Origin of the sequence: Pseudomonas sp. 10S5 (assembly GCF_035019745.1) — a bacterium.
Classification (GTDB): domain Bacteria; phylum Pseudomonadota; class Gammaproteobacteria; order Pseudomonadales; family Pseudomonadaceae; genus Aquipseudomonas.
Window position 1 is genome coordinate 44,290 of the sequence record NZ_JASJVL010000006.1, and the last position, 22,832, is coordinate 67,121.

General features: G+C 54.7%; 19 protein-coding genes. All 19 read right to left on the reverse strand.

Annotated features, from left to right (window positions below; genetic code table 11):
* Position 1 precedes the first annotated feature (1 nt).
* The 19 genes from ispD to uppS all read right to left on the reverse strand — a co-directional run bounded on the left by ispD (position 2) and on the right by uppS (position 22,825).
* A complete protein-coding gene (gene ispD, locus QN378_RS07850) occupies positions 2-703 on the reverse strand; it encodes a 2-C-methyl-D-erythritol 4-phosphate cytidylyltransferase (protein WP_322201723.1) in 702 nt (233 codons plus the stop codon).
* The gene (gene ftsB / locus QN378_RS07855; RefSeq protein ID WP_322168092.1) at positions 700-978 is read right to left on the reverse strand and encodes a cell division protein FtsB; all 279 of its coding nucleotides are present in this window, start codon (positions 976-978) and stop codon (positions 700-702) included. The genes ispD and ftsB overlap by 4 nt, the downstream gene beginning before the upstream one ends.
* A gap of 159 nt (positions 979-1,137) precedes the next feature.
* On the reverse strand, positions 1,138-2,427 hold the full coding sequence (eno, locus tag QN378_RS07860; RefSeq protein ID WP_322201720.1) for a phosphopyruvate hydratase: 1,290 nt from the start codon (positions 2,425-2,427) through the stop codon (positions 1,138-1,140).
* 167 nt (positions 2,428-2,594) lie between these two features.
* Complete coding sequence (kdsA, locus tag QN378_RS07865; protein WP_322206826.1) at positions 2,595-3,440, reverse strand: 3-deoxy-8-phosphooctulonate synthase; 846 nt, start codon at positions 3,438-3,440, stop codon at positions 2,595-2,597.
* A 17-nt stretch (positions 3,441-3,457) separates the two neighbouring features.
* Positions 3,458-5,089 carry a CTP synthase gene (locus QN378_RS07870; RefSeq protein WP_322201718.1) on the reverse strand — a complete coding sequence of 544 codons (1,632 nt, stop codon included), beginning with the start codon at positions 5,087-5,089 and terminating at the stop codon, positions 3,458-3,460.
* A gap of 267 nt (positions 5,090-5,356) precedes the next feature.
* On the reverse strand, positions 5,357-6,676 hold the full coding sequence (gene tilS, locus QN378_RS07875; RefSeq protein WP_323550700.1) for a tRNA lysidine(34) synthetase TilS: 1,320 nt from the start codon (positions 6,674-6,676) through the stop codon (positions 5,357-5,359).
* Between the two features lie 115 nt (positions 6,677-6,791).
* Positions 6,792-7,739 (reverse strand): acetyl-CoA carboxylase carboxyltransferase subunit alpha, encoded by a 948-nt coding sequence (locus tag QN378_RS07880; protein WP_323567413.1) that lies wholly within the window; start codon positions 7,737-7,739, stop codon positions 6,792-6,794.
* A 137-nt stretch (positions 7,740-7,876) separates the two neighbouring features.
* Positions 7,877-11,404: a DNA polymerase III subunit alpha gene (dnaE, locus tag QN378_RS07885; protein ID WP_323549427.1), complete on the reverse strand. Its 3,528-nt coding sequence runs from the start codon at positions 11,402-11,404 to the stop codon at positions 7,877-7,879.
* Between the two features lie 65 nt (positions 11,405-11,469).
* Positions 11,470-12,111 (reverse strand): ribonuclease HII, encoded by a 642-nt coding sequence (gene rnhB / locus QN378_RS07890; protein ID WP_322201710.1) that lies wholly within the window; start codon positions 12,109-12,111, stop codon positions 11,470-11,472.
* Positions 12,112-12,122: 11 nt separating this feature from the next.
* Positions 12,123-13,262, reverse strand: coding sequence for a lipid-A-disaccharide synthase (gene lpxB / locus QN378_RS07895; RefSeq protein WP_322201708.1), 1,140 nt, complete (start codon positions 13,260-13,262; stop codon positions 12,123-12,125).
* Positions 13,263-13,273: 11 nt separating this feature from the next.
* Positions 13,274-14,050 (reverse strand): acyl-ACP--UDP-N-acetylglucosamine O-acyltransferase, encoded by a 777-nt coding sequence (gene lpxA / locus QN378_RS07900; protein WP_322201706.1) that lies wholly within the window; start codon positions 14,048-14,050, stop codon positions 13,274-13,276.
* A complete protein-coding gene (fabZ, locus tag QN378_RS07905; RefSeq protein WP_322168082.1) occupies positions 14,047-14,487 on the reverse strand; it encodes a 3-hydroxyacyl-ACP dehydratase FabZ in 441 nt (146 codons plus the stop codon). The genes lpxA and fabZ overlap by 4 nt, the downstream gene beginning before the upstream one ends.
* Before the next feature lie 111 nt (positions 14,488-14,598).
* Complete coding sequence (gene lpxD, locus QN378_RS07910) at positions 14,599-15,654, reverse strand: UDP-3-O-(3-hydroxymyristoyl)glucosamine N-acyltransferase (RefSeq protein WP_322201704.1); 1,056 nt, start codon at positions 15,652-15,654, stop codon at positions 14,599-14,601.
* Between the two features lie 2 nt (positions 15,655-15,656).
* Entirely contained in the window at positions 15,657-16,160 is a 504-nt protein-coding gene (locus QN378_RS07915; RefSeq protein ID WP_322201702.1) for an OmpH family outer membrane protein, read from the reverse strand.
* Positions 16,161-16,205: 45 nt separating this feature from the next.
* The gene (gene bamA / locus QN378_RS07920) at positions 16,206-18,599 is read right to left on the reverse strand and encodes an outer membrane protein assembly factor BamA (protein WP_322201700.1); all 2,394 of its coding nucleotides are present in this window, start codon (positions 18,597-18,599) and stop codon (positions 16,206-16,208) included.
* A 74-nt stretch (positions 18,600-18,673) separates the two neighbouring features.
* On the reverse strand, positions 18,674-20,026 hold the full coding sequence (rseP, locus tag QN378_RS07925) for an RIP metalloprotease RseP (RefSeq protein ID WP_323549426.1): 1,353 nt from the start codon (positions 20,024-20,026) through the stop codon (positions 18,674-18,676).
* A gap of 41 nt (positions 20,027-20,067) precedes the next feature.
* Positions 20,068-21,258: a 1-deoxy-D-xylulose-5-phosphate reductoisomerase gene (gene ispC, locus QN378_RS07930; protein WP_323549425.1), complete on the reverse strand. Its 1,191-nt coding sequence runs from the start codon at positions 21,256-21,258 to the stop codon at positions 20,068-20,070.
* Positions 21,255-22,070, reverse strand: a complete 816-nt coding sequence (locus QN378_RS07935; RefSeq protein ID WP_323549424.1) for a phosphatidate cytidylyltransferase — start codon at positions 22,068-22,070, stop codon at positions 21,255-21,257. Before QN378_RS07935 ends, ispC begins: the two co-directional genes overlap by 4 nt.
* A complete protein-coding gene (gene uppS / locus QN378_RS07940; RefSeq protein WP_322201692.1) occupies positions 22,070-22,825 on the reverse strand; it encodes a polyprenyl diphosphate synthase in 756 nt (251 codons plus the stop codon). The genes QN378_RS07935 and uppS overlap by 1 nt, the downstream gene beginning before the upstream one ends.
* Positions 22,826-22,832: the final 7 nt, after the last annotated feature.

Below are 22,832 nucleotides of genomic sequence, written 5' to 3' on the forward strand. Positions count from 1 at the left end.
CTTAAAACTTACGGCGTTGACGCAACCATTCAAGATCTTCGGGACGTGTGACCTTGATATTGTCGGAGCGGCCTTCGATCAGTCGCGGAGACTGACCAGACCATTCCATTGCGGACGCTTCATCGGTAATGCTGACCTCCGACACTAGGCTGTCGGCCAACGCTCGATGCAGTGCGCCAAGCCGGAACATCTGCGGCGTGTAAGCCAGCCAGATACAACTACGATCGACCGTTTCAGTGACGCGCCCGTGGCTGTCGGCACGTTTAAGAGTGTCGCGAGCGGGAACCGCCAGCAAACCGCCCACCGGATCGTCAGCTAATTCGGACAACAGTTTGTCCAGATCCTCACGCGACAAATTCGGGCGTGCAGCGTCGTGAACCAACACCCAATCGTCATCATGGGCACCGTTCACGTGCAAATACAGCAATGCGTTAAGCACCGAGTCCGCCCGTTCCCGTCCACCCGCAGCGCGCTGAATTCGTGGATCTGCAGCGCACGCCAAGCTTGGCCAATAGGGATCATCTACAGCCAAACTGATCACCAAGCCCAGGAGCTGGGGGTGATCGAGAAAACAATTGAGGCTGTGTTCAAGAATAGTGAGGCCGCCCAGCTGCAAATACTGCTTAGGACGGTCAGCTGCCATGCGAGCGCCGATACCAGCGGCGGGAACAACTGCCCAGAAGGCAGGCAACGCGCAAATCATTGGGCCAACTGATAGAGGGTTTCGCCGTCTTTAACCATGCCAAGTTCATGGCGAGCACGCTCTTCAACGGTCTCCATGCCTTTTTTCAGCTCCAACACTTCCGCGTCGAGAATACGGTTACGTTCGAGCAAAGCATCGTTTTCCGCATGCTGATCAGCAATTTGCTGAGACAGACTGGCCACTTGCGCCAAGCTTCCATTACCCACCCACAAGCGGTACTGCAGGCCAGCCAGCAGCAGGAGCAAGATCAGGAACAACCAGTTAGGACTGCGCATTGAATATCAGGTACTCAGTGGAAAAAGACAGCGGTGCCGACACATTAAAGCAGTGAGGGCATCGAACCCGATAGCCGGGTCCGATCACTCATATACGGACAGAATCGTCGGTTAATCGACTTTTCGTATTGTGCCCGTCGTCTTTTTACCATCTCCAGCTCAGCCGCGAAACTCGTTGCGACCGTTGTATACAGCTTTGGCGCCCAATTGCTCTTCGATACGCAGCAATTGGTTGTACTTGGCGATGCGATCGGAACGGCTCAGCGAGCCAGTTTTGATCTGACCCGCTGCAGTACCGACCGCCAAGTCAGCAATGGTCGAATCTTCAGTTTCGCCGGAACGGTGCGAGATGATCGCCGTATACCCTGCTGCTTTGGCCATCTGAATGGCTTCCAGCGTTTCGGTGAGGGTGCCGATCTGGTTGAACTTGATCAGGATCGAGTTGGCGATCTTTTTATCGATGCCTTCTTTCAGGATCTTGGTGTTGGTCACGAATAGGTCGTCGCCCACCAATTGAATTTTTTCGCCGATCTTGTCGGTAAGGACTTTCCAGCCAGCCCAGTCGGACTCGTCCAGACCGTCTTCAATGGAGATGATCGGGTAACGCTCGGTCAAGCCCTTGAGGTAGTCGGCAAAGCCTTCGGAGGTAAACACTTGGCTTTCGCCGGACAAGTTGTATTTGCCGTCTTCGTAGAATTCGCTGGCCGCGCAATCCAGTGCGAGAGTCACGTCGGTGCCAAGATTGTAACCGGCGTTAGCCACAGCTTCCGAGATGACTTTCAACGCGTCTTCGTTAGACGCCAGGTTAGGCGCAAAACCGCCTTCATCACCCACCGCAGTGTTCAAGCCACGAGCCTTGAGCACAGCTTTGAGGTGGTGGAAAATTTCGGTGCCCATTCGCAACGCTTCCGAGAACGTCTTGGCGCCAACCGGCTGCACCATGAACTCCTGGATATCGATGTTGTTATCGGCATGCTCGCCACCATTGATGATGTTCATCATTGGGACGGGCATGGAATAAACGCCGGGTGTGCCGTTGAGATTAGCGATGTGGGCGTACAGCGGCAGATCCTGATCCTGAGCAGCGGCTTTGGCAGCAGCCAAAGACACCGCGAGGATAGCGTTAGCGCCAAGACTGGCTTTGTTTTCAGTGCCGTCCAGAGCAATCATCGCGCGATCAAGCGCCTGCTGGTCGAGCGGATCCTTGCCCATCAACAGAGCACGGATCGGACCATTGATATTGGCCACAGCCTTGAGAACACCTTTACCCAAGTAACGGCTCTTGTCGCCATCACGCAGCTCAAGCGCTTCACGCGAGCCGGTGGAAGCACCGGACGGCGCACACGCACTGCCGATGATACCGTTATCGAGAAGCACATCCGCTTCGACGGTGGGATTGCCACGGGAGTCGAGAACTTCACGACCTTTGATGTCGACGATTTTTGACATTGTTGTAAACACTCCAAGATTGACGAAAACGACGCAGCTGAAATATTGATGGCCGCCGTCAGTACGTATGCAGCGGGCAGCCCTGACTGACGACAACCCTCTGACCATTGATCAGAGTAATAGTGTGCGGCACTTTACCGAACGGCACTCTACCGGAGAAGCCGCTGTTAAGCGGTTTCTACCGTCGGAAAACTTTTTACCAAGTCGTCCAATGCTTTGAGCTGAGTCAAAAATGGTTCGAGCTTGTCCAGACGCAAAGCGCAAGGGCCATCACACTTGGCGTTATCCGGATCTGGATGCGCCTCAAGGAACAACCCTGCCAGGCTCTGACTCAAGCCAGCCTTGGCCAGATCGAGCACCTGAGCCCGACGACCACCGGCAGAATCCGAACGACCGCCGGGCATTTGCAGGGCGTGAGTCACGTCGAAAAAAACCGGGTATTGAAACTGCTTCATGATGCCGAAGCCGAGCATGTCCACCACCAGGTTGTTGTACCCGAAGCTGGAGCCGCGCTCGCATAGGATCAATTGATCGTTCCCGGCTTCTTCGCACTTGTTCAAGATGTGTTTCATTTCCTGCGGCGCGAGAAACTGGGCTTTCTTGATGTTGATCACCGCGCCAGTCTTGGCCATCGCCACCACCAGATCGGTTTGTCTCGACAAAAAAGCCGGCAGTTGAATGATGTCGCAGACTTCAGCCACGACCGCCGCCTGCTGCGGCTCATGCACATCGGTAATCAACGGCACGCTGAAGGTCTTTTTGATTTCTTCGAAAATCCGCATCCCTTCTTCCAGGCCTGGGCCACGGTAAGAAGCCACGGAAGAACGATTGGCCTTGTCGAAACTGGCCTTGAACACGTAAGGAATGCCCAGTTTTTCAGTCGCCCTGACATAGGCTTCGCACACCTGCATCGCCATGTCCCGGGATTCCAGCACGTTCATGCCGCCAAACAACACGAACGGCTTGTCGTTGGCAATCTCGATTGAGCCTACACGGATGATCTTCTGCGACATGCTGTTCATATCCCGGCTCAGGCCTTCTTCTGGTGTTGGGTCAGTGCCGCCTTCACGAAACCACTGAACAACGGATGGCCGTCGCGGGGTGTCGAGGTGAATTCAGGGTGGAACTGGCACGCCACGAACCATGGATGATCCGGCGCTTCAATCACTTCAACCAACGCGCCGTCACCAGAACGTCCGGAAATTTTCAGACCAGCTTCCATCAAGCTCGGCAGCAGGTTGTTGTTCACTTCGTAACGATGGCGATGACGCTCAACGATAACGTCTTTGGCATAACAATCGTGAACCAGCGAACCGCGTTCAAGTTGGCAATCCTGCGCACCCAGACGCATGGTGCCGCCCAGATCAGACGTCTCATTACGCACTTCAACGGCGCCGGTAGCGTCTTCCCACTCGGTGATCAAACCGACAACCGGGTGGCCGCTGGTGCGATCAAATTCAGTGGAGTTAGCGTCTTTCCAGCCCAGCACATTACGTGCGAACTCGATCACGGCCACTTGCATACCCAGGCAGATACCCAAGTAAGGCACTTTATTTTCGCGAGCAAACTGCACGGCAGTGATCTTGCCCTCAACACCGCGCAGACCGAAGCCGCCCGGCACCAGAATCGCGTCGCAACCTTCAAGCAAGGCGGTGCCTTGGTTTTCGATGTCTTCGGAATCGATGTAGCGCAGATTGACCTTGGTGCGATTGGTGATGCCGGCGTGACTCATCGCTTCGATCAGCGATTTGTAAGCGTCGAGCAACTCCATGTATTTGCCGACCATGGCGATGGTGACTTCATGCTCAGGATGGAGCTTGGCGTCGACCACTTTTTCCCACTCGGACAGATCAGCGCCGCCACATTGCAGGCCAAAACGCTCAACGACGAAATCATCCAGACCCTGGGCGTGCAGCACAGCCGGGATCTTGTAGATGGTGTCGACGTCTTCCAGGGAGATAACCGCGCGCTCTTCGACATTGGTGAACAATGCGATTTTGCGACGTGAGGAAATGTCGATGGGGTGATCGGAGCGGCAAATCAATACATCAGGCTGCAGACCAATGGAACGCAACTCTTTTACCGAGTGTTGAGTAGGCTTGGTCTTGGTTTCACCGGCAGTGGCGATATAAGGCACCAGCGTCAAGTGAATCAACATGGCGCGTTTGGCACCTACTTCAACGCGCAATTGGCGGATAGCTTCCAGGAACGGCTGCGATTCAATGTCGCCTACGGTGCCACCGATCTCGACCATGGCGACGTCAGCATCGCCAGCGCCTTTGATGATCCGGCGTTTGATTTCGTCGGTGATGTGCGGGATCACCTGGATGGTTGCGCCCAGATAATCACCGCGGCGCTCTTTGCGCAGGACGTGTTCGTAAACACGGCCAGTGGTGAAGTTGTTGTTCTGGGTCATGGTAGTGCGGATAAACCGCTCGTAATGGCCCAGGTCCAGGTCGGTTTCAGCGCCGTCATGCGTGACGAATACTTCACCGTGCTGGAATGGGCTCATGGTGCCCGGGTCCACGTTTATATAGGGGTCCAGCTTCAGCATGGTGACCTTAAGTCCCCGCGCCTCCAGGATGGCCGCCAATGAAGCTGCAGCAATGCCTTTCCCCAATGAAGAAACAACACCGCCCGTGACGAAGATGTAGCGCGTCATGAAAAACCCTAGAAGTCTGCGTTAAAGCGGTCAGAGCCGCCGGGGAAAGCGAATGAAGGCCGAAGCCCGCAATTACCAAAAAATCTCACAGTGCACTCCTGAAAATTGCTGCGTTGAGACCGGCAGACTGAAAAAGCCTGTCTGTTGCTCGCTACATTTTTAAGAATCGCCCAGCAAAACCGCCTGGTAATTGGCAACTTCCGTCAATTCAGAAGAATCCACAGAAGCTCTATCAAGAAGGGAGCGTAGTCTACCGGAAACGGCCTTTCAGCTCAAACTTTGGTCGTTCGTCGGTGCGATCCAGTGTAATCGCCAGTCACCATGGGCTGTTCCGTCAAGTTCAGGCAAGTTGGCGACGGCCAATAGTTGGCCCGAGCAGTACAACAATGGCAAGCGACCTCGCACAAAAACCGGAAGACGGCTCTCATTTAGCAGTCGCTTGAGATCACGATGACCTCGACCGGGCAATCTCATAACTTCCCCGCCTTCGCGATAACGCACCTGAAACTCGCCTGCAGGAGCCTCCCCACTGAAACTAAGCCAGCCATTGTTCGCCAGCGTCAGCGGATGTTTAGGATCGCGCCAGACCAATGAGCCGGCCGATGGCACTAACCACGTATCAGGCAGCCACCAGATTCGGTCTTCGGCACGATGCAGTTCACCGTCGGCCAAGCGCCAAATAGGCTGAGAACCTTCACCAGCATCGCGCAGGCTATCCCAGCCGGCCCAATGCTCACTGTCCGGCAAGCGCGTCAGAACCGCTAGCCAGTGACGCAACGCGTTGCGTTGGCGCGGTAGTGAAAGATGCTTGAGCGGTGCCAGGGCCAACGACGGCAACCCAAGCCAAGGAAACGCCGAGGGCGAATCAGCTTCGGCCAGATCCTGCGCAGCCACCTCGTCGAGTAGGCCTTGCGCCTCAGCCAGATGCCCGGCAGCCCTCGCCATGCTAGCTGTTGCTTGAGGCCAGCGACCCACGAGTAACGGCATGACCTGTCGGCGCAGATAATTTCGAGAGAACTCGCTGTTGGCATTGCTCGGATCTTCCACCCAGCGCAACGAGTGCTCGGCGGCATAAGCCTCCAGCGCTGCCCGCGAAGCGTTAAGCAATGGCCGCAACAACCTGCCTTTGCCCAAAGCACGCTGCTCGGACATGGCTGACAAACCCCGAACCCCTGCTCCACGCAGCAACCGAAATAACAGCGTTTCGGCTTGATCGTCACGGTGCTGGGCAGTAAACAACACTTCGTCTACTTCCAGCACCTGGTTAAACGCCGCGTAACGCGCCTCACGGGCGGCACGTTCGACGCTGGCGCCCGGCTTCACATCAATTCGAATCACCTGCAGTGGCACGCCGAGGGCACCGCACACCACAGCACAATGTTCCGGCCACGCGTCTGCCGCAGCCTGAAGGCCATGATGAATGTGAATGGCGGATAAAGGGGGCAACGGCTCGCGGGTAGCGAGATCGGCCAGAAGGTGGAGAAGGACAGTGGAATCTAATCCGCCAGAAAACGCGATACGCCATGCGGGAGCGCCGCGCCAGCGAGCTACGGCATTGAGCAAATGATCGTGAAGATGTTGTTTCAAAGCACACAACCCCGTAGGAGCTAATTCAATCGCGAAGACAACAACGCGGTCTATCGAACATACCGTGCGCTCACTTCCCGAATAAATTCGGTCCCACAGGATTGAGGGGCTGCAATCAGAGACCGTAGCTCATCAGGCGCTCGTAACGACGAGCCAACAGCGCGTCTGTGTCGAATTTTTTGAGCATCGCCAACTGGCTGCTCAATTCCGTTCGGATCGAAGCAGCAGCAGTCGCCGGGTCGCGGTGCGCACCGCCCAAGGGTTCGCCAATAACTTTATCGACAATGCCCAAACCTTTGAGACGCTCTGCCGTAATGCCCATGGCTTCAGCCGCATCAGGGGCTTTTTCGGCGGTTTTCCACAGGATCGAGGCACAGCCTTCCGGCGAAATCACTGCGTACGTCGAGTACTGGAGCATGTTCAATTGATCGCAGACACCAATGGCCAATGCACCGCCTGATCCACCTTCACCAATCACGGTAGCGATGATCGGCGTTTTAAGACGAGCCATTACCCGCAAGTTCCAGGCAATTGCTTCGCTCTGGTTACGCTCTTCGGCATCGATGCCCGGGTAAGCGCCTGGCGTATCGATGAACGTCAGGATCGGCATTTTGAAGCGCTCGGCCATTTCCATCAGACGGCAGGCTTTGCGGTAGCCTTCGGGCCGTGGCATGCCAAAGTTGCGACGAACTTTCTCGCGCACTTCGCGGCCTTTCTGGTGGCCGATAATCATTACTGGCTGGTCATCAAGACGCGCAACACCACCGACAATGGCAGCGTCGTCGGAGAAGTGCCGATCACCGTGCAGCTCGTCGAACTCAGTAAAGATGTGCTCGATGTAGTCCAGGGTGTAAGGACGACGTGGATGACGCGCCATGCGCGCGATCTGCCAACTGGTCAAGTTGCCGAAAATGCTTTCGGTGAGCGTATTGCTCTTCTCTTGCAGACGGGAAATTTCGTCGCCGATGTTTAGCGAGTTGTCATTACCGACCAAGCGCAATTCTTCGATCTTGGCTTGAAGGTCAGCGATCGGCTGTTCGAAATCGAGAAAATTCGGGTTCATAGGCATCCGTCTTGGGTCGACGGCCAAGGGGCCGGCCGGTTGATCCGTGTGCGCCATACCTTACGGGAACAGGCGCATCCAGGTCGAGATTAAAAATTATGGTTGAGCGCAGGCCGGATTTACAGGCATGCACTATTTCAACGGTATTGCAGGAAGACGTTCTCACGTCCGAACTGGTCACGCAGCGCTTGAATCAAGCTGTCCGCCGGATCGATTCGCCACGCTTCACCAAACTGCAGCAAGGCCTTCGCGCCCATGCCGGTGTAGTCAAGTGTGATCGGGCACGCGCCACGGTGACGCTTGCACAATTCCCCCAGCCATTTGAGACGATCACCCTTGAGCGCGTCGGCATGAATTTTTAACCGCAGGCTTTCTGCAAGATTGGTTCGCGCATCCTCAAGACTCATCACCCGCTTGGCCCGCAAACGCAGGCCGCCGGAGAAGTCGTCATTGCTGACTTCCCCTTCAACCACCACCATCGCGTCGGTCTGCAACAACGACTGCGCGGAATGGAAAGCCTCGGCAAACAGCGACGCTTCAATTCGCCCCGAACGGTCATCGAGGGTAATGAAGCCCATTTTGTCGCCCTTTTTATTCTTCATAACCCGCAACGCAATGATCAAACCGGCAACGGTCTGAGTGTCACGGGCAGGCTTCAGATCGATGATGCGCTGACGAGCGAAACGGCGAATTTCGCCTTCGTATTCGTCAATAGGGTGCCCGGTGAGGTACAGACCCAAGGTCTCTTTTTCCCCGCGTAAACGGTCTTTCAAGCTCAGCTCTTTGGCTTTTCGATGGTTCGCATAAACGTCGGCATCAGGCTCGACGAACAAGCCGCCAAACAGATCCGAGTGCCCGCTGTCATGACTGCGCGCAGTTTGTTCAGCCGCCTGGATTGCTTCTTCCAGCGCCGCCAACAGCACCGAACGATTACGATCGAGATTAGCCTGGTAGGTTTTGACGTCTACATTGTCTTCAAAATATGGCCCCAGGCGATCCAGCGCACCGCTGCGGATCAAGCCGTCCAAGGTCCGTTTATTAATACGTTTGAGGTCGACGCGCGCGCAAAAATCGAACAAATCCTTGAAGGGCCCGGCCTGACGTGACTCCGTAATCGCTTCTACCGGTCCTTCGCCCACGCCTTTGATTGCACCAAGTCCGTACAATATCCGGCCGTCGTCGCTGACAGTGAACTTGTATTCCGAGGTGTTCACGTCCGGCGCGTCGAGGCGCAACTTCATATTGCGCACTTCTTCGATCAAGGTCACAACCTTGTCGGTGTTGTGCATATCGGCCGACAACACGGCGGCCATGAACGGAGCCGGGTAGTGGGTTTTCAGCCATGCGGTCTGATACGACACCAACCCGTAGGCGGCCGAGTGAGACTTGTTGAAGCCATAACCAGCGAATTTTTCCACCAGGTCGAAAATGTTACCGGCCAGGTCCGCTTCAATGTTGTTGTTTTTACAGCCCTCAATGAAACCGCCACGTTGTTTGGCCATCTCCTCGGGTTTTTTCTTACCCATAGCTCGACGCAGCATATCGGCGCCGCCAAGGGTATAACCGGCCATGACCTGAGCGATCTGCATCACTTGCTCTTGATACAAAATGATGCCGTATGTCGGCGCCAGTACCGGTTTGAGGCCCTCGTACTGATAATCAACATGGGGATACGATAGCTCTGCGCGGCCATGCTTTCGGTTGATGAAGTCGTCTACCATGCCTGATTGCAGGGGGCCTGGGCGGAACAGCGCTACCAGTGCGATCAAATCTTCCAAGCAGTCGGGCTTGAGCTTTTTGATTAGCTCTTTCATGCCACGCGACTCAAGCTGGAACACCGCTGTGGTTTCGGCCTTTTGCAGCAGGCTGTACGTCGCCTTGTCATCCAGCGGGATAAACGCGATATCCAGCGGCAGCTCGTCGACCTTGGCGCGCTCGCGGTTGATCGTCTTCAGTGCCCAGTCAATGATGGTCAGGGTTCGCAGACCGAGGAAGTCAAACTTCACCAGCCCGGCAGCCTCGACGTCATCCTTGTCGAATTGGGTCACCAGGCCATCACCCATTTCATCGCAATAAATCGGCGAGAAGTCAGTCAGCTTGGTCGGTGCGATAACAACGCCGCCAGCGTGCTTACCGACGTTGCGCACAATGCCTTCAAGCTTGCGGGCCATCTCCCATATTTCGGCGGCCTCTTCATCGATCTTGATGAAATCGCGCAGAGTTTCTTCCTGCTCGTAGGCTTTCTCCAAGGTCATGCCGACTTCAAACGGGATCATTTTCGACAGGCGATCCGCCAGGCCGTAAGACTTGCCCTGGACCCGGGCAACGTCGCGGATCACGGCCTTGGCAGCCATTGAACCGAAAGTAATGATCTGGCTAACCGCATTGCGCCCGTACTTCTGCGCCACATACTCGATGACTCGGTCGCGACCGTCCATGCAGAAGTCGACATCGAAGTCGGGCATCGATACCCGTTCAGGGTTCAAGAAACGTTCAAATAGCAGGTCGTATTCCAGTGGATCAAGGTCGGTGATCTTCTGAACGTAAGCCACCAACGAGCCAGCGCCCGACCCACGGCCTGGCCCCACTGGAACGCCGTTGCTTTTGGCCCACTGGATGAAGTCCATTACGATCAGAAAGTAACCGGGGAAGCCCATCTGGATAATGATATCCAGCTCGAAATTCAGCCGATCGACGTACACCTGACGCTTGGCGTCGTAATCCTCGGTGGTGTCCTTTGGCATTAATACCGAAAGACGGTCTTCAAGACCATCGAACGAGACCTTACGGAAGTACTCATCCATGGTCAGGCCGTCAGGAATCGGGAAGTTAGGCAGAAAGTGCGTACCTAGCTTCACTTCGATATTGCAACGCTTGGCAATTTCGACGGTGTTTATCAGCGCCTCAGGCAAATCACTGAACAGCTCGGCCATTTCCGCTGCCGTTTTAAGGTATTGCTGATCGCTGTAGTTATGTGAGCGGCGTGGGTCATCAAGCGCACGGCCCTCGCCGATACAAACCCGGGTTTCATGGGCCTCAAAGTCTTCCTGCTTGATAAAGCGCACATCGTTGGTGGCCACCACTGGCGCACCCAGCCGGTCAGCCAAGGCGACAGCTGCGTGTAAATGTTCTTCGTCATTAGGGCGGTTAGTGCGCTGTACTTCCACATAAAAACGGTCTGGGAATACTGCCATCCAATCACGCAGCAATTGCTCCGCTTCGCCGGGATTTCCAGCGAGCAAGGCCATGCCGATCTCGCCTTCTTTGGCTGCCGACAATGCGATCAGACCTTCACTGGCCTGCGCGACCCATTCACGCTCAATGATCACTTGGCCGTTGCGCTGGCCATCGATGAAGCCACGGGAAATCAATTCGGTAAGGTTGCGGTAACCTTTGGCATTCATCACCAACAGGCTTATTCGGCTCAACCCGGCGTCTGCATCCTTGTTGGACAGCCACAAATCCGCGCCACAGATCGGCTTGATACCCGCGCCCATGGCCGCTTTATAGAATTTGACCAGCGAACACATGTTGTTCTGATCGGTCACGGCCACGGCTGGCATATTCATGGCGGCCAAAGTCTTGACCAACGGTTTGACCCGGACCAGACCATCAACCAGAGAATATTCAGTGTGCAGGCGTAGATGAACGAAAGAAGCCGGCATGTTGATCCTATAGCGCGAAATTCAAAAAACGAAGGCCCGGATTCTACCGGGCCTCGGTTAAAACATCAGCCCGGCGCAAATATTGAGAGTGGACTTTGCAGCATCATGGCTTGAGCTTCGTAAGCCGCTCGCACAGGGGCAAACGAACGTCGGTGGATGGGTGTCGGACCTAGACGCGCCAATGCTTCCAGGTGAACGGGGGTCGGATAGCCTTTGTGAGCACCCATCCCATAACCGGGGTAAATCAGCTCGAACGCTGCCATTTCACGGTCCCGGCTGACTTTGGCCAGGATAGAAGCCGCTGCGATGGCCGGTACCGACGCGTCGCCCTGAATAACCGAGGCGCTGGGCACTGACAGTTGAGGGCAGCGATTGCCGTCGATCAACGCCAGCTTAGGGACAATGATCAAACCTTCGACCGCACGCTTCATCGCCAGCATGGTGGCGTGGAGAATATTCAGCTCGTCGATTTCTTCGACTTCAGCCCGCGCTATGAACCAGCACAGGGCTTTTTCACAGATCTCGTCGTAAAGTTTTTCCCGACGAGCTTCGGTGAGTTTTTTTGAATCGTTAAGGCCCAGGATGGGTCTGCGTGGATCAAGAATCACAGCGGCCGTCACTACGGCGCCACAGAGAGGACCGCGACCGACTTCGTCGACACCGGCGACCAGTTCTTCGACCAGATTAAAGTCCAAACCCATTTGCATTTATAACGAACTCACTGTGAAGGCGATTGACCCAACAACCCAAGCACCGCATCGGCGGCCTGATTGGAGGCGTCGCGGCGTAAGGTCCGGTGAATCTCATCGAAGCCCTGCGTTTGCACTTCGCCACTTTCAAGCAACGGCAGCAAGGTTTGCGCGAGGGTCTCGGCGGTCGCAGCTTCCTGTAATAACTCAGGGACCAGCAAACGCTGTGCAAGCAGGTTAGGCAGCGAGACGTAAGGGCTTTTCACCAGACGCTTGAGTATCCAAAAGGTAATCGGTGCCAAACGATAGGCAACCACCATTGGTCGTTTGTACAGCAGCGCTTCAAGTGTCGCAGTGCCTGAGGCGATCAACACCGCATCGCAGGCAGCGAGTGCAAGGTGCGACAGACCATCAAGCAGCAGAACGGGAAGGTCGCGTCCTTGCAGCAAGGTCTCGATCTGAATGCGTCGCTGGGGGCTTGCGCAGGGCAGCACAAACCGGATACCTGGGCGCAGTAACATCAGGCGCTCGGCGGCGTCGAAAAACAGGCCGCCTAGCTTACCGACTTCTGCGCCCCGACTGCCTGGCATCAGCGCAATCACAACGCCATCTGGCAAGCCCAATACTGCACGAGCAGCCGCACGATCTGATTCCAGCGGGATGGTGTCGGCCAATGGGTGGCCGACAAACCGCACCGGCACACCCTTCTCTTCGTAAAAGCGCGCTTCAAACGGTAGCAGCGTCAGCATCAAATCGCAGCCTTCGCGGATCTTCAATACGCGCTTTTGCCGCCACGCCCATACCGATGGGCTGACGTAGTGCACGGTCTTTATACCGGCACGGCGCAACTTGAGTTCGATAGTGAGGTTGAAGTCCGGGGCATCGATGCCGATGAACACGTCGGGCTTTTCGCTGATCAACGTTTGGATCAGTTGCTTACGTTTAGCCAGCAGCTCCTTAAGTCGGCCAAGGACCTCAATCAGCCCCATCACCGACAACCGCTCCATCGGAAAATAAGACACTAAACCCTCGGCCTGCATCAGGGGACCGCCAACGCCGATGAACTCGACATCGGGGTGCCGCGCCTTGAGCGCACGCATCAAGCCTGCCCCAAGAATATCTCCGGACGCTTCGCCTGCAACCAGCGCAACACGCAGTGTCTTGATCATCAACGAATTCATTAGCGAGTTATGCCACGGGTCGACGTTTGAATGGACTCAAGAAATACTGCGACTTCAGGAAACAGCGCGGCTGGCTCGGCCAGCTCAGCGATAGCCTGATCAACCGTCAGGCTTTGGCGATAGACAACTTTGTAGGCTCGGCGTAGCGCGTGGATAGCCTCTTCACTGAACCCACGACGACGCATACCTTCGAAGTTCATGCTACGTGCCTGCGCAGGGTTGCCGAACACAGTCACGAACGCGGGGACATCCTTGCCAATCGCGGTGCCCATACCTGAAAAACTGTGGGCACCGATATGGCAAAACTGATGCACAAGCGTGAAACCAGACAGAATCGCCCAATCATTAACATGCACATGACCCGCCAACGCAGTGTTGTTGACCAGAATGCAATGATTGCCGATGACGCTGTCGTGGCCGATATGCACATAGGCCATGATCAAGTTGTGATCACCTAACGTGGTCTCCGCTCGATCTTGAATAGTTCCGCGATGGATTGTTACACCTTCGCGAATGACATTGTGATCGCCGATGACCAAGCGCGTCTCTTCGCCTTTATATTTGAGATCAGGCGTGTCCTCACCTATCGATGAAAACTGATAGATATGGTTGTGTTTGCCGATCTTCGTAGGGCCTTTGAGAATCACATGTGGCCCAACGATTGTACCCTCGCCAATTTCCACACCAGGTCCGACGATCGACCAAGGGCCGATCTCTACGTCGTCGGCCAGAATGGCCGTCGGATCGATGATTGCGCGAGAGTCAATCAAACTCATAGTTTACGTTCCGCGCAGATGATTTCTGCGGAGCAAACCGGCTTGCCGTCGACCGAAGCCTGGCATTGAAATTTCCAGATCTGACGCTTGCAGCTAATAAACGTAGCTTCAAGAATCAACTGATCGCCGGGCAAGACTGGCTGCCGGAACCGCAATTTGTCAGAGCCCACGAAATAATAAAGCGTGCCGTCGGATGGCTTCACATCGAGCATTTTAAAACCAAGGATGCCGGCAGCTTGAGCCATTGCTTCAATGATCAATACACCCGGCATAATAGGATGCTGGGGAAAGTGACCGTTGAAAAAAGGCTCATTAATGCTGACATTCTTATAGGCACGAATGCTTTTGGCCTCGACATTCAACTCGACTACCCGATCCACCAGCAGGAACGGGTAACGGTGAGGCAGGTATTCGCGAATCTCGTTGATGTCCATCATTTCGGGGGAAGCCTGTAGTAAAGATGGGGAGTGCGCGGATAACGCGCGGCACTCCTCTTGCAAATCAAGGAGGCAGTTTATCGGCTGTGCACGCTTGATATAAAAAAGTTATCAGCCATCAGATGTAGCTTTACCGCCCGAGGTCACTGCCTCAACAACCTTTTCCAGATGCTGCAAGCGCCGCGACATGTCATCCAACTGACGAATACGCGCCGCGCTCTTGCGCCATTCCGCAGCAGGCTGCATCGCAGTCCCCGAAGAATAAGCGCCGGGTTCGGTGATCGAACGGGTCACCATGGTCATCCCCGTGACAAATACCCCATCACAGACTTCGATGTGCCCAACCATGCCTACACCGCCGGCAATGGTGCAATGCTTACCAATTTTCGTGCTTCCCGAGATTCCGACACATGCCGCCATGGCCGTGTGATCGCCAACTTGCACGTTATGGGCGATCTGGATCTGGTTATCCAGCTTGACGCCATTGCCGATAACCGTGTCGGCCAGGGCACCCCGATCGACAGCGGTATTTACGCCGATCTCAACGTCATCACCGATCAAAACACCGCCGACCTGCGCGATTTTCTGCCAAATGCCTTTGTCATTGGCAAAGCCGAAGCCTTCACCACCCAGTACTGCGCCAGACTGAATTACAACTCGCTTGCCTATGCGTACATCGTGATAGAGCGTGACCCGTGGTGCTAACCACCCGCCTTCGCCTATTTCGCTGCGAACGCCGACAAAACAGTGGGCCCCTACAGTTACGTCTGCGGCGATACGGGCACCACTTTCGATAACGGCGAACGCACCGATACTGGCGGTAGGATCAACCTGAGCATCCGCAGCAATCACTGCGGACGAATGAACCCCCGGCATAGCCTTGGGTTTCGGGTCGAATAAATGGGATATCTTTGCGTAAGCCAGATAAGGATCTGGCACCAGTAACGCATCACCTGCAAAACCCTCTGCATCAGCCGGTTTAAGCAACAGGGCGGCTGCATGGGTAACAGCAAGGAATTTTCGGTATTGAGGATTGGCCAAAAAACTTACCTGACCAGGGCCAGCCTCTTGCAAAGTGGCTAGCCCGGTGATGTCCCTATCCGCAGAGCCACGTAACGTGGCGCCGAGGAACTCGGCCAATTGGCCGAGTTTGATGGTTACGGTCATGATTACTTCAGCTGATTCATGCGCTCGATGACTTGCCGAGTGACGTCGTACTGAGGTTTGACATCAATCACGGCACCGCGCTCGAACACCAGATCAAAGGCTCCTTTCTTGATAACCTCTTCTACCGCCTGATCAAGCTTTGGCTTCAATTGCTTGAGCATTTCGCGGTCAGCAACGGCCTTGGCTTCGTTAAGCTCTTTGGATTGAAACTGAAAATCTCGAGCCTTTTGCTTGAATTCAAGCTCAAGGCGCTCGCGCTCAGGTTGCGCCATCTTGTCACCGCCGCTAACAAGGCGATCCTGAATACCCTTGGCACTGCTCTCAAGGCTTTTCAGCTTGGTCAGTTGTGGACCGAATTTCTTCTCGGCATCCACAGCATATTTCTTTGCAGCGTCTGACTCGAGCAATGCCATTTGATAATTCAGAACAGCAATTTTCATTTCAGCGAATGCTGGGGTCGCTATCAAGGCGGTAGCCAAAAGAACCAGTTGGGTCAACTTACGCACGATGCACTCCTACAAAATCTGTTGTCATTATCATTGATCAGACGATTAAAAGGTCTGACCGAGGGAAAATTGGAAAATCTGGGTGTCTGCGTTATTCGGTGTCTTGACCGGAACAGCCAAGGCGAAACTCAACGGACCCAGCGCGGTTACCCACGTGACGCCTACACCGACAGAACTTGCCAAGCCAGCGAGGCCGACGCTGTCGCATTTAGTTTTCACATTTGAGGCTGCGATAGTGTTGCTGCCAGACGAACCACAGTTTGTATCGAATACGTTACCTACGTCCCAGAATAGCGACGTACGCAACGACTTCTGATCCTTGATAAATGGCAGAGGGAACATCACCTCTACGCCCCCCTGAACCAGCAAGTTACCGCCGAAAGGAAGCGCCTTCCCATCTGGATCAACCTGGGTTCCGGCGTTGCCGGTCACAGATTCACCACGACTCGGGGTGCTGCGAGGACCGAGACTGCTGTCCTTGAAACCGCGCACCGAGTTGAAACCACCACCGTAGTAGTTCTCATAGAATGGAAGACCGGAGGTCGAACCAAAACCGTCGCCATACCCCAGTTCCGTGTGCAGACGCAGGGTGTAGTTGTCAGTCAGCGGGTGAAAATACTGAGCTCGGTAATCCAGTTTAAAGAAAGACAGATCGCTGCCTGGCGTGGTTGTTTCAAAGACCAGACTTTGAGAATGCCCGCGGGTAGCCAAGACACCTTTGTTTAGGGTTGACTCGGACCAGCCAGCGGATGCCTTGAAGTTAAGGTATTTGTTGCCCTGCCGGTTAACGAAATCGAAAATCTCGTCAACGGTATAAACACCCGTCTTGATTTCGTCCTGTTGCACGGTCAAGCCGAACGTCAGACGCGACGTTTCGTCAATTGGGTAGCCAAGACTGACACCTGCACCCAGGCTGTCTACCGCATAGCTGGCGACATCTACGCTGAGGTTTTTGTAGTCGGTGGTGCGATAAAATGCGTTATAGCCCAAGCTAACGCCATCGGGGGTGAAATAGGGGTTGACGTAACCGAAGTTATAACGTGTTTGGTATTGGCTTTTCGTCAGACCGATGCTGACTTTGTTGCCTGTACCTAGGAAGTTGTTCTGACTGATTGAGCCGCCCAGGATTAAACCCGCGCTTTGAGCGAAACCGACGCTCGCCGTCACTGAGCCGGAAGCCTGCTCTTCAACGGCGTAGTTAACGTCAACTTGATCATCAGTGCCCGGTACTGCCGGCGTTTCCACGTTTACTTCTTTAAAGAAGCCGAGGCGATTCAAGCGGGTTTTCGATTGGTCGATCAGGTAGGTCGAAGCCCAGCCGCCTTCCATCTGACGCATTTCACGTCGCAGCACTTCATCCGCGGATTTGGTGTTACCACGGAAGTTGATACGGTTGACGTAAGCTCGCTTGCCTGGATCGACGGCAAACAGAATGTCGACGGTGTGATCTTCGTTGTTCGGGGTCGGTACGCCGTTAACGTTAGCGAACGTATAGCCTTCGTTACCCAAGCGACGAGTGATCAGCTCGGACGTTGTGGTCATGACCTTGCGCGAGAACACCTGACCAGGTTTGACCAGCAACAGCGCCTTGACCTGATCTTCAGGCACTTTCAGGTCACCGCTCAGTTTGACTGACTTGACCGTATATTTTTCGCCTTCGTTCACGTTAACCGTGATGTACACGCTCTTTTTGTCAGGCGTGATAGAAACCTGCGTCGAAGCGATATCCATATTGATATAGCCGCGATCGAGATAATACGAACGCAGACGCTCCAAGTCGCCAGAAAGCTTTTCCCTAGCGTATTTGTCGTCGTTTTTGAAGAATGACAGCCAATTGGTAGTCTTAAGCTCGAAAAGCCCGATCAAGTCTTCGTCAGGGAAGACGCTATTGCCGACGACGTTGATGTGCTGAATCGCAGCAACCGCGCCTTCATTGATGTTGATCTTCAGGCCCACTCGGTTACGAGGTTGAGGTACGACTTCGGTAGAAACTTCTGCCGAGTAACGACCCTGGGCAACGTATTGACGTTGTAGTTCGTTACGTACGCCCTCAAGCGTCGCACGCTGAAAGATTTCTCCTTCGGCCAGACCGGACTGTTTAAGCCCTTTCATCAGGTCTTCAGTGGTAATCGCCTTGTTGCCGTCGATTTCGATACTCGAAACAGACGGCCGCTCGACCACCGTGATGACCAGAACATTGCCGTCACGGCCCAGTTGGATATCTTGAAAGAACCCGGTTTTGAACAACGCACGAGTAGCATCCACCAGACGACGATCATCCGCAGACTCGCCGACGTTCAGCGGCAAGGCGCCAAAGACGCTGCCAGCGGAGACCCGCTGGAGGCCATTGACACGGATATCGGAGATAGTGAAGGACTCGGCGTGAACTTCGGCGATCATCAGTACGGCAAGAACCGCAGTTAGCAGCAGACGTTTCATGAAGTCCTTTCTTATTCCAACTGGCAATAAACAAACTGCCGCAAAATGCGGCAGATTCGCAACACAGCGAAGCTTTATAGTCGACCCAGATCGTTGACCAAGGCGAGTAGCATTACCCCGACCACTAAGCTAATCCCGATCTGAACCCCCCAACCCTGCACCCGATCAGACAATGGGCGACCCCGCGCCCACTCGACCAGGTAGAACAATAGATGCCCCCCATCCAATACTGGAATAGGCAACAAATTGAGAACCCCTAGGCTAATGCTCAGATAGGCGAGGAAATTTATAAAATCACCTACCCCCGACTGGGCCGAAGCGCCCGCCACTTTAGCAATGGTTATCGGTCCGCTCAAGTTTTTTACAGATAGCTCGCCGAACAACATTTTTCTCAGCGAATCAAGGGTCAACACGCTCATGGTCCAAGTGCGCCTGACGCCCTCACCAATAGCGGCCACAGGCCCGAATCTAACCTCACGCAACATCTCCGGTGGCCAATCGACACCTTTGACGCCAGCCCCGAGATAGCCGGTCGTAGCCTTACCGTCGCCTTTAGTAGCCAGCGTCACAGGTAGTTCTAATTGCGCACCATCACGTTCAATACGCAGGGAAATCTTTCCCTCCGGTTTCAGACGAACCGAATCAACCACTTGCTGCCAATCACTCACAGGTTGCTCGTCGATCGCCAGGAGAAGGTCGCCAGTCTTCAGACCAGCGGCTTGCGCCGGGCCTTTCGGATCCAACTCCGCCAACACCGGCGCCAACGCTGGACGCCAAGGTCGAATACCCAACGAACGAATCGGGTCCGGCTCATCGGCACCTTTAAGCCAATTATTTAGCGTCAATTGGTGCGGAGAATCAACGGTCGAGCCCTGCTCGTGTACTTGCAAAGCGATAACTCCGCTTTCACCCAGGCGCCGCACCAGCTGTAGATTAACGGCAGCCCAGCCCGAGGTCGGCTCGCCATCGACCGCAACGATTTCTTGCCCCGAACTCAAACCAGCTTTGTCCGCAAGACTGCCTGACTCAACCCCGCCGATGACCGGACGTACTTGCTGGCTACCAAGCATTGCCAAAAACCAGAAAAACACAATAGCCAACAAAAAGTTCGCAGCCGGCCCGGCAATAACGATGGCAATACGCTGATAAACGGTTTTACGATTGAACGATTGGTGGACTAAATCCGGGGGCACTTCGCCTTCGCGCTCATCGAGCATTTTTACATAGCCGCCCAAGGGAATGGCAGCTAACACATATTCAGTGCCTTTACGGTCATGCCAACGAAGAAGCGGCATGCCAAATCCTACCGAGAAACGCAAAACTTTGACGCCACAACGCCGGGCTACCCAAAAGTGGCCAAATTCGTGAAAGGTCACCAGCACGCCTAGTGCGACCAGGGTGCCAACAATCATATAGAGCGCGCTCATCAACTTCCTCCGTGCCGAACTGTACCTGTAGCCAATTGCCTTTATCGCCCGCTACGAGTGAGCCAATGCTCAGCCAAAGCGCGAGCTTTCGAATTAATCTCGAACACTTCATCCAATTCTGAAACTGCGATGACGGGTTCAAGATTCAAAACCTCGTCAATGATACTCGCGATCTCGGGGTAGCGGATGCGTCGATCAAGAAATGCTTCCACTGCAACTTCATTGGCTGCGTTTAGCACAGCCGGCGCGCTATTACCGGCATCTGCCGCTTGCCTGGCTAAACGAAGACACGGAAATCGATCTTCATCCGGCGCTTGAAAATCCAAACGCGCGATGCTGAATAGATTAAGCGGCGCCACACCTGAATCAATCCGCTGCGGCCAAGCCAAAGCATGGGCAATCGGCGTGCGCATGTCAGGGTTGCCCAACTGAGCCAACACCGAACCATCCACATAATCAACCATGGAGTGGATGACACTTTGCGGATGGATCACTACTTCAATCTGGCTAGGCCGGGCATCGAACAACCAACAGGCCTCAATCAATTCGAGCCCTTTGTTCATCATGGTTGCGGAGTCTACAGAAATCTTGCGCCCCATCGACCAATTTGGATGAGCACACGCCTGCTCAGGTGAAACGCTCATCAGCTCTGCCAGAGGCGTTTCACGAAAAGGACCACCAGATGCGGTCAGTAGGATACGGCGTACGCCGACCGCGCCCAAACCACTGGAACAGTCAGCAGGCAAGCATTGAAAAATAGCGTTGTGTTCACTGTCTATCGGCAACAGCACGGCGCCGCTACGACGCACCGCCTGCATGAACAGAGCACCAGACATAACCAAGGCTTCTTTGTTAGCGAGTAAAACCTTCTTGCCCGTCTCTACCGCTGCCAACGTCGGACGCAACCCAGCTGCGCCAACAATGGCTGCCAGCACCGTATCAACTTGTGGGTGAGCTGCGACCTCACAGAGACCATCCTCTCCCACCAGCACTCGTGTATCGAGACCAGCTGCCGCTAAGGCATCCTGTAGCCCGCGTGCCAAGTGCAACTGCGGGACCACAGCAAACCGTGGAGAATGGAGCACGCACAGCGCAAGCAGCTCTTTCAATCGGCTGAAGCCTGTTAGAGCGAACACCTGATAGAGATCCGGATGGCGAGCAATAACGTCCAGCGTGCTAAGGCCCACCGAGCCGGTGGCACCCAGCACGGTGATCTGTTGAAGCTTTTTCACATCACACCCCAGTTAGCGGACCAGAGCAGCACCGCAAAAACTGGAATAGCGGCCGTCAAACTGTCAATTCGATCCAGTACCCCGCCGTGGCCGGGAAGCAGGTTACTGCTGTCTTTGACCCCGGACTGACGCTTGAACATGCTTTCGGTCAAATCACCGACCACCGAAATCAGTACCACTACGGCAGCGCCAAGCAAACCAAGGGCAAACTGCGAGCCGGACCAACCGCGAAAGATACCAACGACAGTGGTGATCAATAAACTGGCAAGTAAGCCGCCAAACAATCCCTCCCAACTCTTGCCTGGGCTGACTTTCGCCGCTAGCTTGCGCTTGCCGAAGGCCTTGCCTGAAAAATACGCACCGATATCTGCGCCCCAGACCAGTACCATGACTGACAGGATCAACCAGTTACCCAGTTCCCACTGCTTGATCAGTACCAGTCCCTGCCAGGCCGGCAGCAGTATCAATAAACCGATCACCAACTTGCAGGCCGCGCTAGACCAATGACGACTGGTCTCAGGGAAGGTCAACACAAGGAACGTTGCCAATAGCCACCATAGAACTGCAGCACCCAGAACCCAAGGCGCCAGATCCGGCAATACGTACATAAGCCATAACAATGCAGCGATCAAAGCCGCGTAAATGATTCGAGCGACCTGAGCGGTAAACCCTGCCAAACGTGCCCATTCCCAAGCACCCAGTGTCACAACCACACCGATGAACACCGCAAAACTCGTACCTTCGAGGAGAAAAAAGCCAAACAAGGCAATAGGCAATAGGATCAGCGCTGTGATTATTCGTTGTTTCAACATTAAGCCCGGGCTCCAGCTTCTATTTGCTCACTCGTTTTACCGAAGCGACGTTGGCGGGAAGCAAAATCTGCCAGTGCCGTGCGCATGGCATCGTGCTTGAAGTCCGGCCAAAACAGGTCGGAGAAATACAGTTCTGAGTAGGCAAGCTGCCAAAGTAAAAAATTGCTGATGCGATGTTCGCCACCGGTACGGATGCATAAATCCGGCAACGGCAAATCGCCGGTTGCCAAACAGGTTTGCAACAGTTCCGGCGTGATGTCTTGCGGCTGAAGATGCCCGGCTTGAACCTCGCGAGCAAGGCGCTGCGCCGCCTGAGCGATATCCCATTGCCCACCGTAATTGGCCGCAATTTGCAGCACAAAACGATCGTTGCCGGCAGTCTGCAATTCAGCTTCGCGCATAGCAGCCTGCAGCTCGGGGTGGAACCGAGAACGATCTCCGATAATTCGCAGGCTGATGGAGTTATCGTTCAGGCGCCGTGTCTCACGGCGCAAGGCGGTGAAAAAAAGCTCCATCAAAGCCCCGACTTCTTCGGCCGGGCGCTGCCAGTTCTCACTGGAAAAAGCGAACAAGGTCAATACTTCGACCTTGGCTTCAGCGCAAACCTCAATGACCGCACGAACGGCGTCTACGCCAGCTTTGTGCCCGGCGATACCGGGTAAAAGACGCTTCTTCGCCCAACGATTATTACCATCCATGATAATCGCGACATGTCGCGGTATCGATGACAGTAAAGCCTGTTTGGTCTTATCCATAAAAACG

Excerpts from the sequence above, each read along its gene's own strand:
- ispD (WP_322201723.1), bottom strand. The coding sequence starts at position 703 with ATGATTTGCGCGTTGCCTGCCTTCTGGGCAGTTGTTCCCGCCGCTGGT.
- ftsB (WP_322168092.1), bottom strand. The coding sequence starts at position 978 with ATGCGCAGTCCTAACTGGTTGTTCCTGATCTTGCTCCTGCTGCTGGCT.
- eno (WP_322201720.1), bottom strand. The coding sequence starts at position 2,427 with ATGTCAAAAATCGTCGACATCAAAGGTCGTGAAGTTCTCGACTCCCGT.
- kdsA (WP_322206826.1), bottom strand. The coding sequence starts at position 3,440 with ATGTCGCAGAAGATCATCCGTGTAGGCTCAATCGAGATTGCCAACGAC.
- QN378_RS07870 (WP_322201718.1), bottom strand. The coding sequence starts at position 5,089 with ATGACGCGCTACATCTTCGTCACGGGCGGTGTTGTTTCTTCATTGGGG.
- QN378_RS07880 (WP_323567413.1), bottom strand. The coding sequence starts at position 7,739 with ATGAACCCGAATTTTCTCGATTTCGAACAGCCGATCGCTGACCTTCAA.
- dnaE (WP_323549427.1), bottom strand. The coding sequence starts at position 11,404 with ATGCCGGCTTCTTTCGTTCATCTACGCCTGCACACTGAATATTCTCTG.
- rnhB (WP_322201710.1), bottom strand. The coding sequence starts at position 12,111 with ATGCAAATGGGTTTGGACTTTAATCTGGTCGAAGAACTGGTCGCCGGT.
- lpxB (WP_322201708.1), bottom strand. The coding sequence starts at position 13,262 with ATGATCAAGACACTGCGTGTTGCGCTGGTTGCAGGCGAAGCGTCCGGA.
- lpxA (WP_322201706.1), bottom strand. The coding sequence starts at position 14,050 with ATGAGTTTGATTGACTCTCGCGCAATCATCGATCCGACGGCCATTCTG.
- fabZ (WP_322168082.1), bottom strand. The coding sequence starts at position 14,487 with ATGATGGACATCAACGAGATTCGCGAATACCTGCCTCACCGTTACCCG.
- lpxD (WP_322201704.1), bottom strand. The coding sequence starts at position 15,654 with ATGACCGTAACCATCAAACTCGGCCAATTGGCCGAGTTCCTCGGCGCC.
- bamA (WP_322201700.1), bottom strand. The coding sequence starts at position 18,599 with ATGAAACGTCTGCTGCTAACTGCGGTTCTTGCCGTACTGATGATCGCC.
- rseP (WP_323549426.1), bottom strand. The coding sequence starts at position 20,026 with ATGAGCGCGCTCTATATGATTGTTGGCACCCTGGTCGCACTAGGCGTG.
- QN378_RS07935 (WP_323549424.1), bottom strand. The coding sequence starts at position 22,070 with ATGTTGAAACAACGAATAATCACAGCGCTGATCCTATTGCCTATTGCC.
- uppS (WP_322201692.1), bottom strand. The coding sequence starts at position 22,825 with ATGGATAAGACCAAACAGGCTTTACTGTCATCGATACCGCGACATGTC.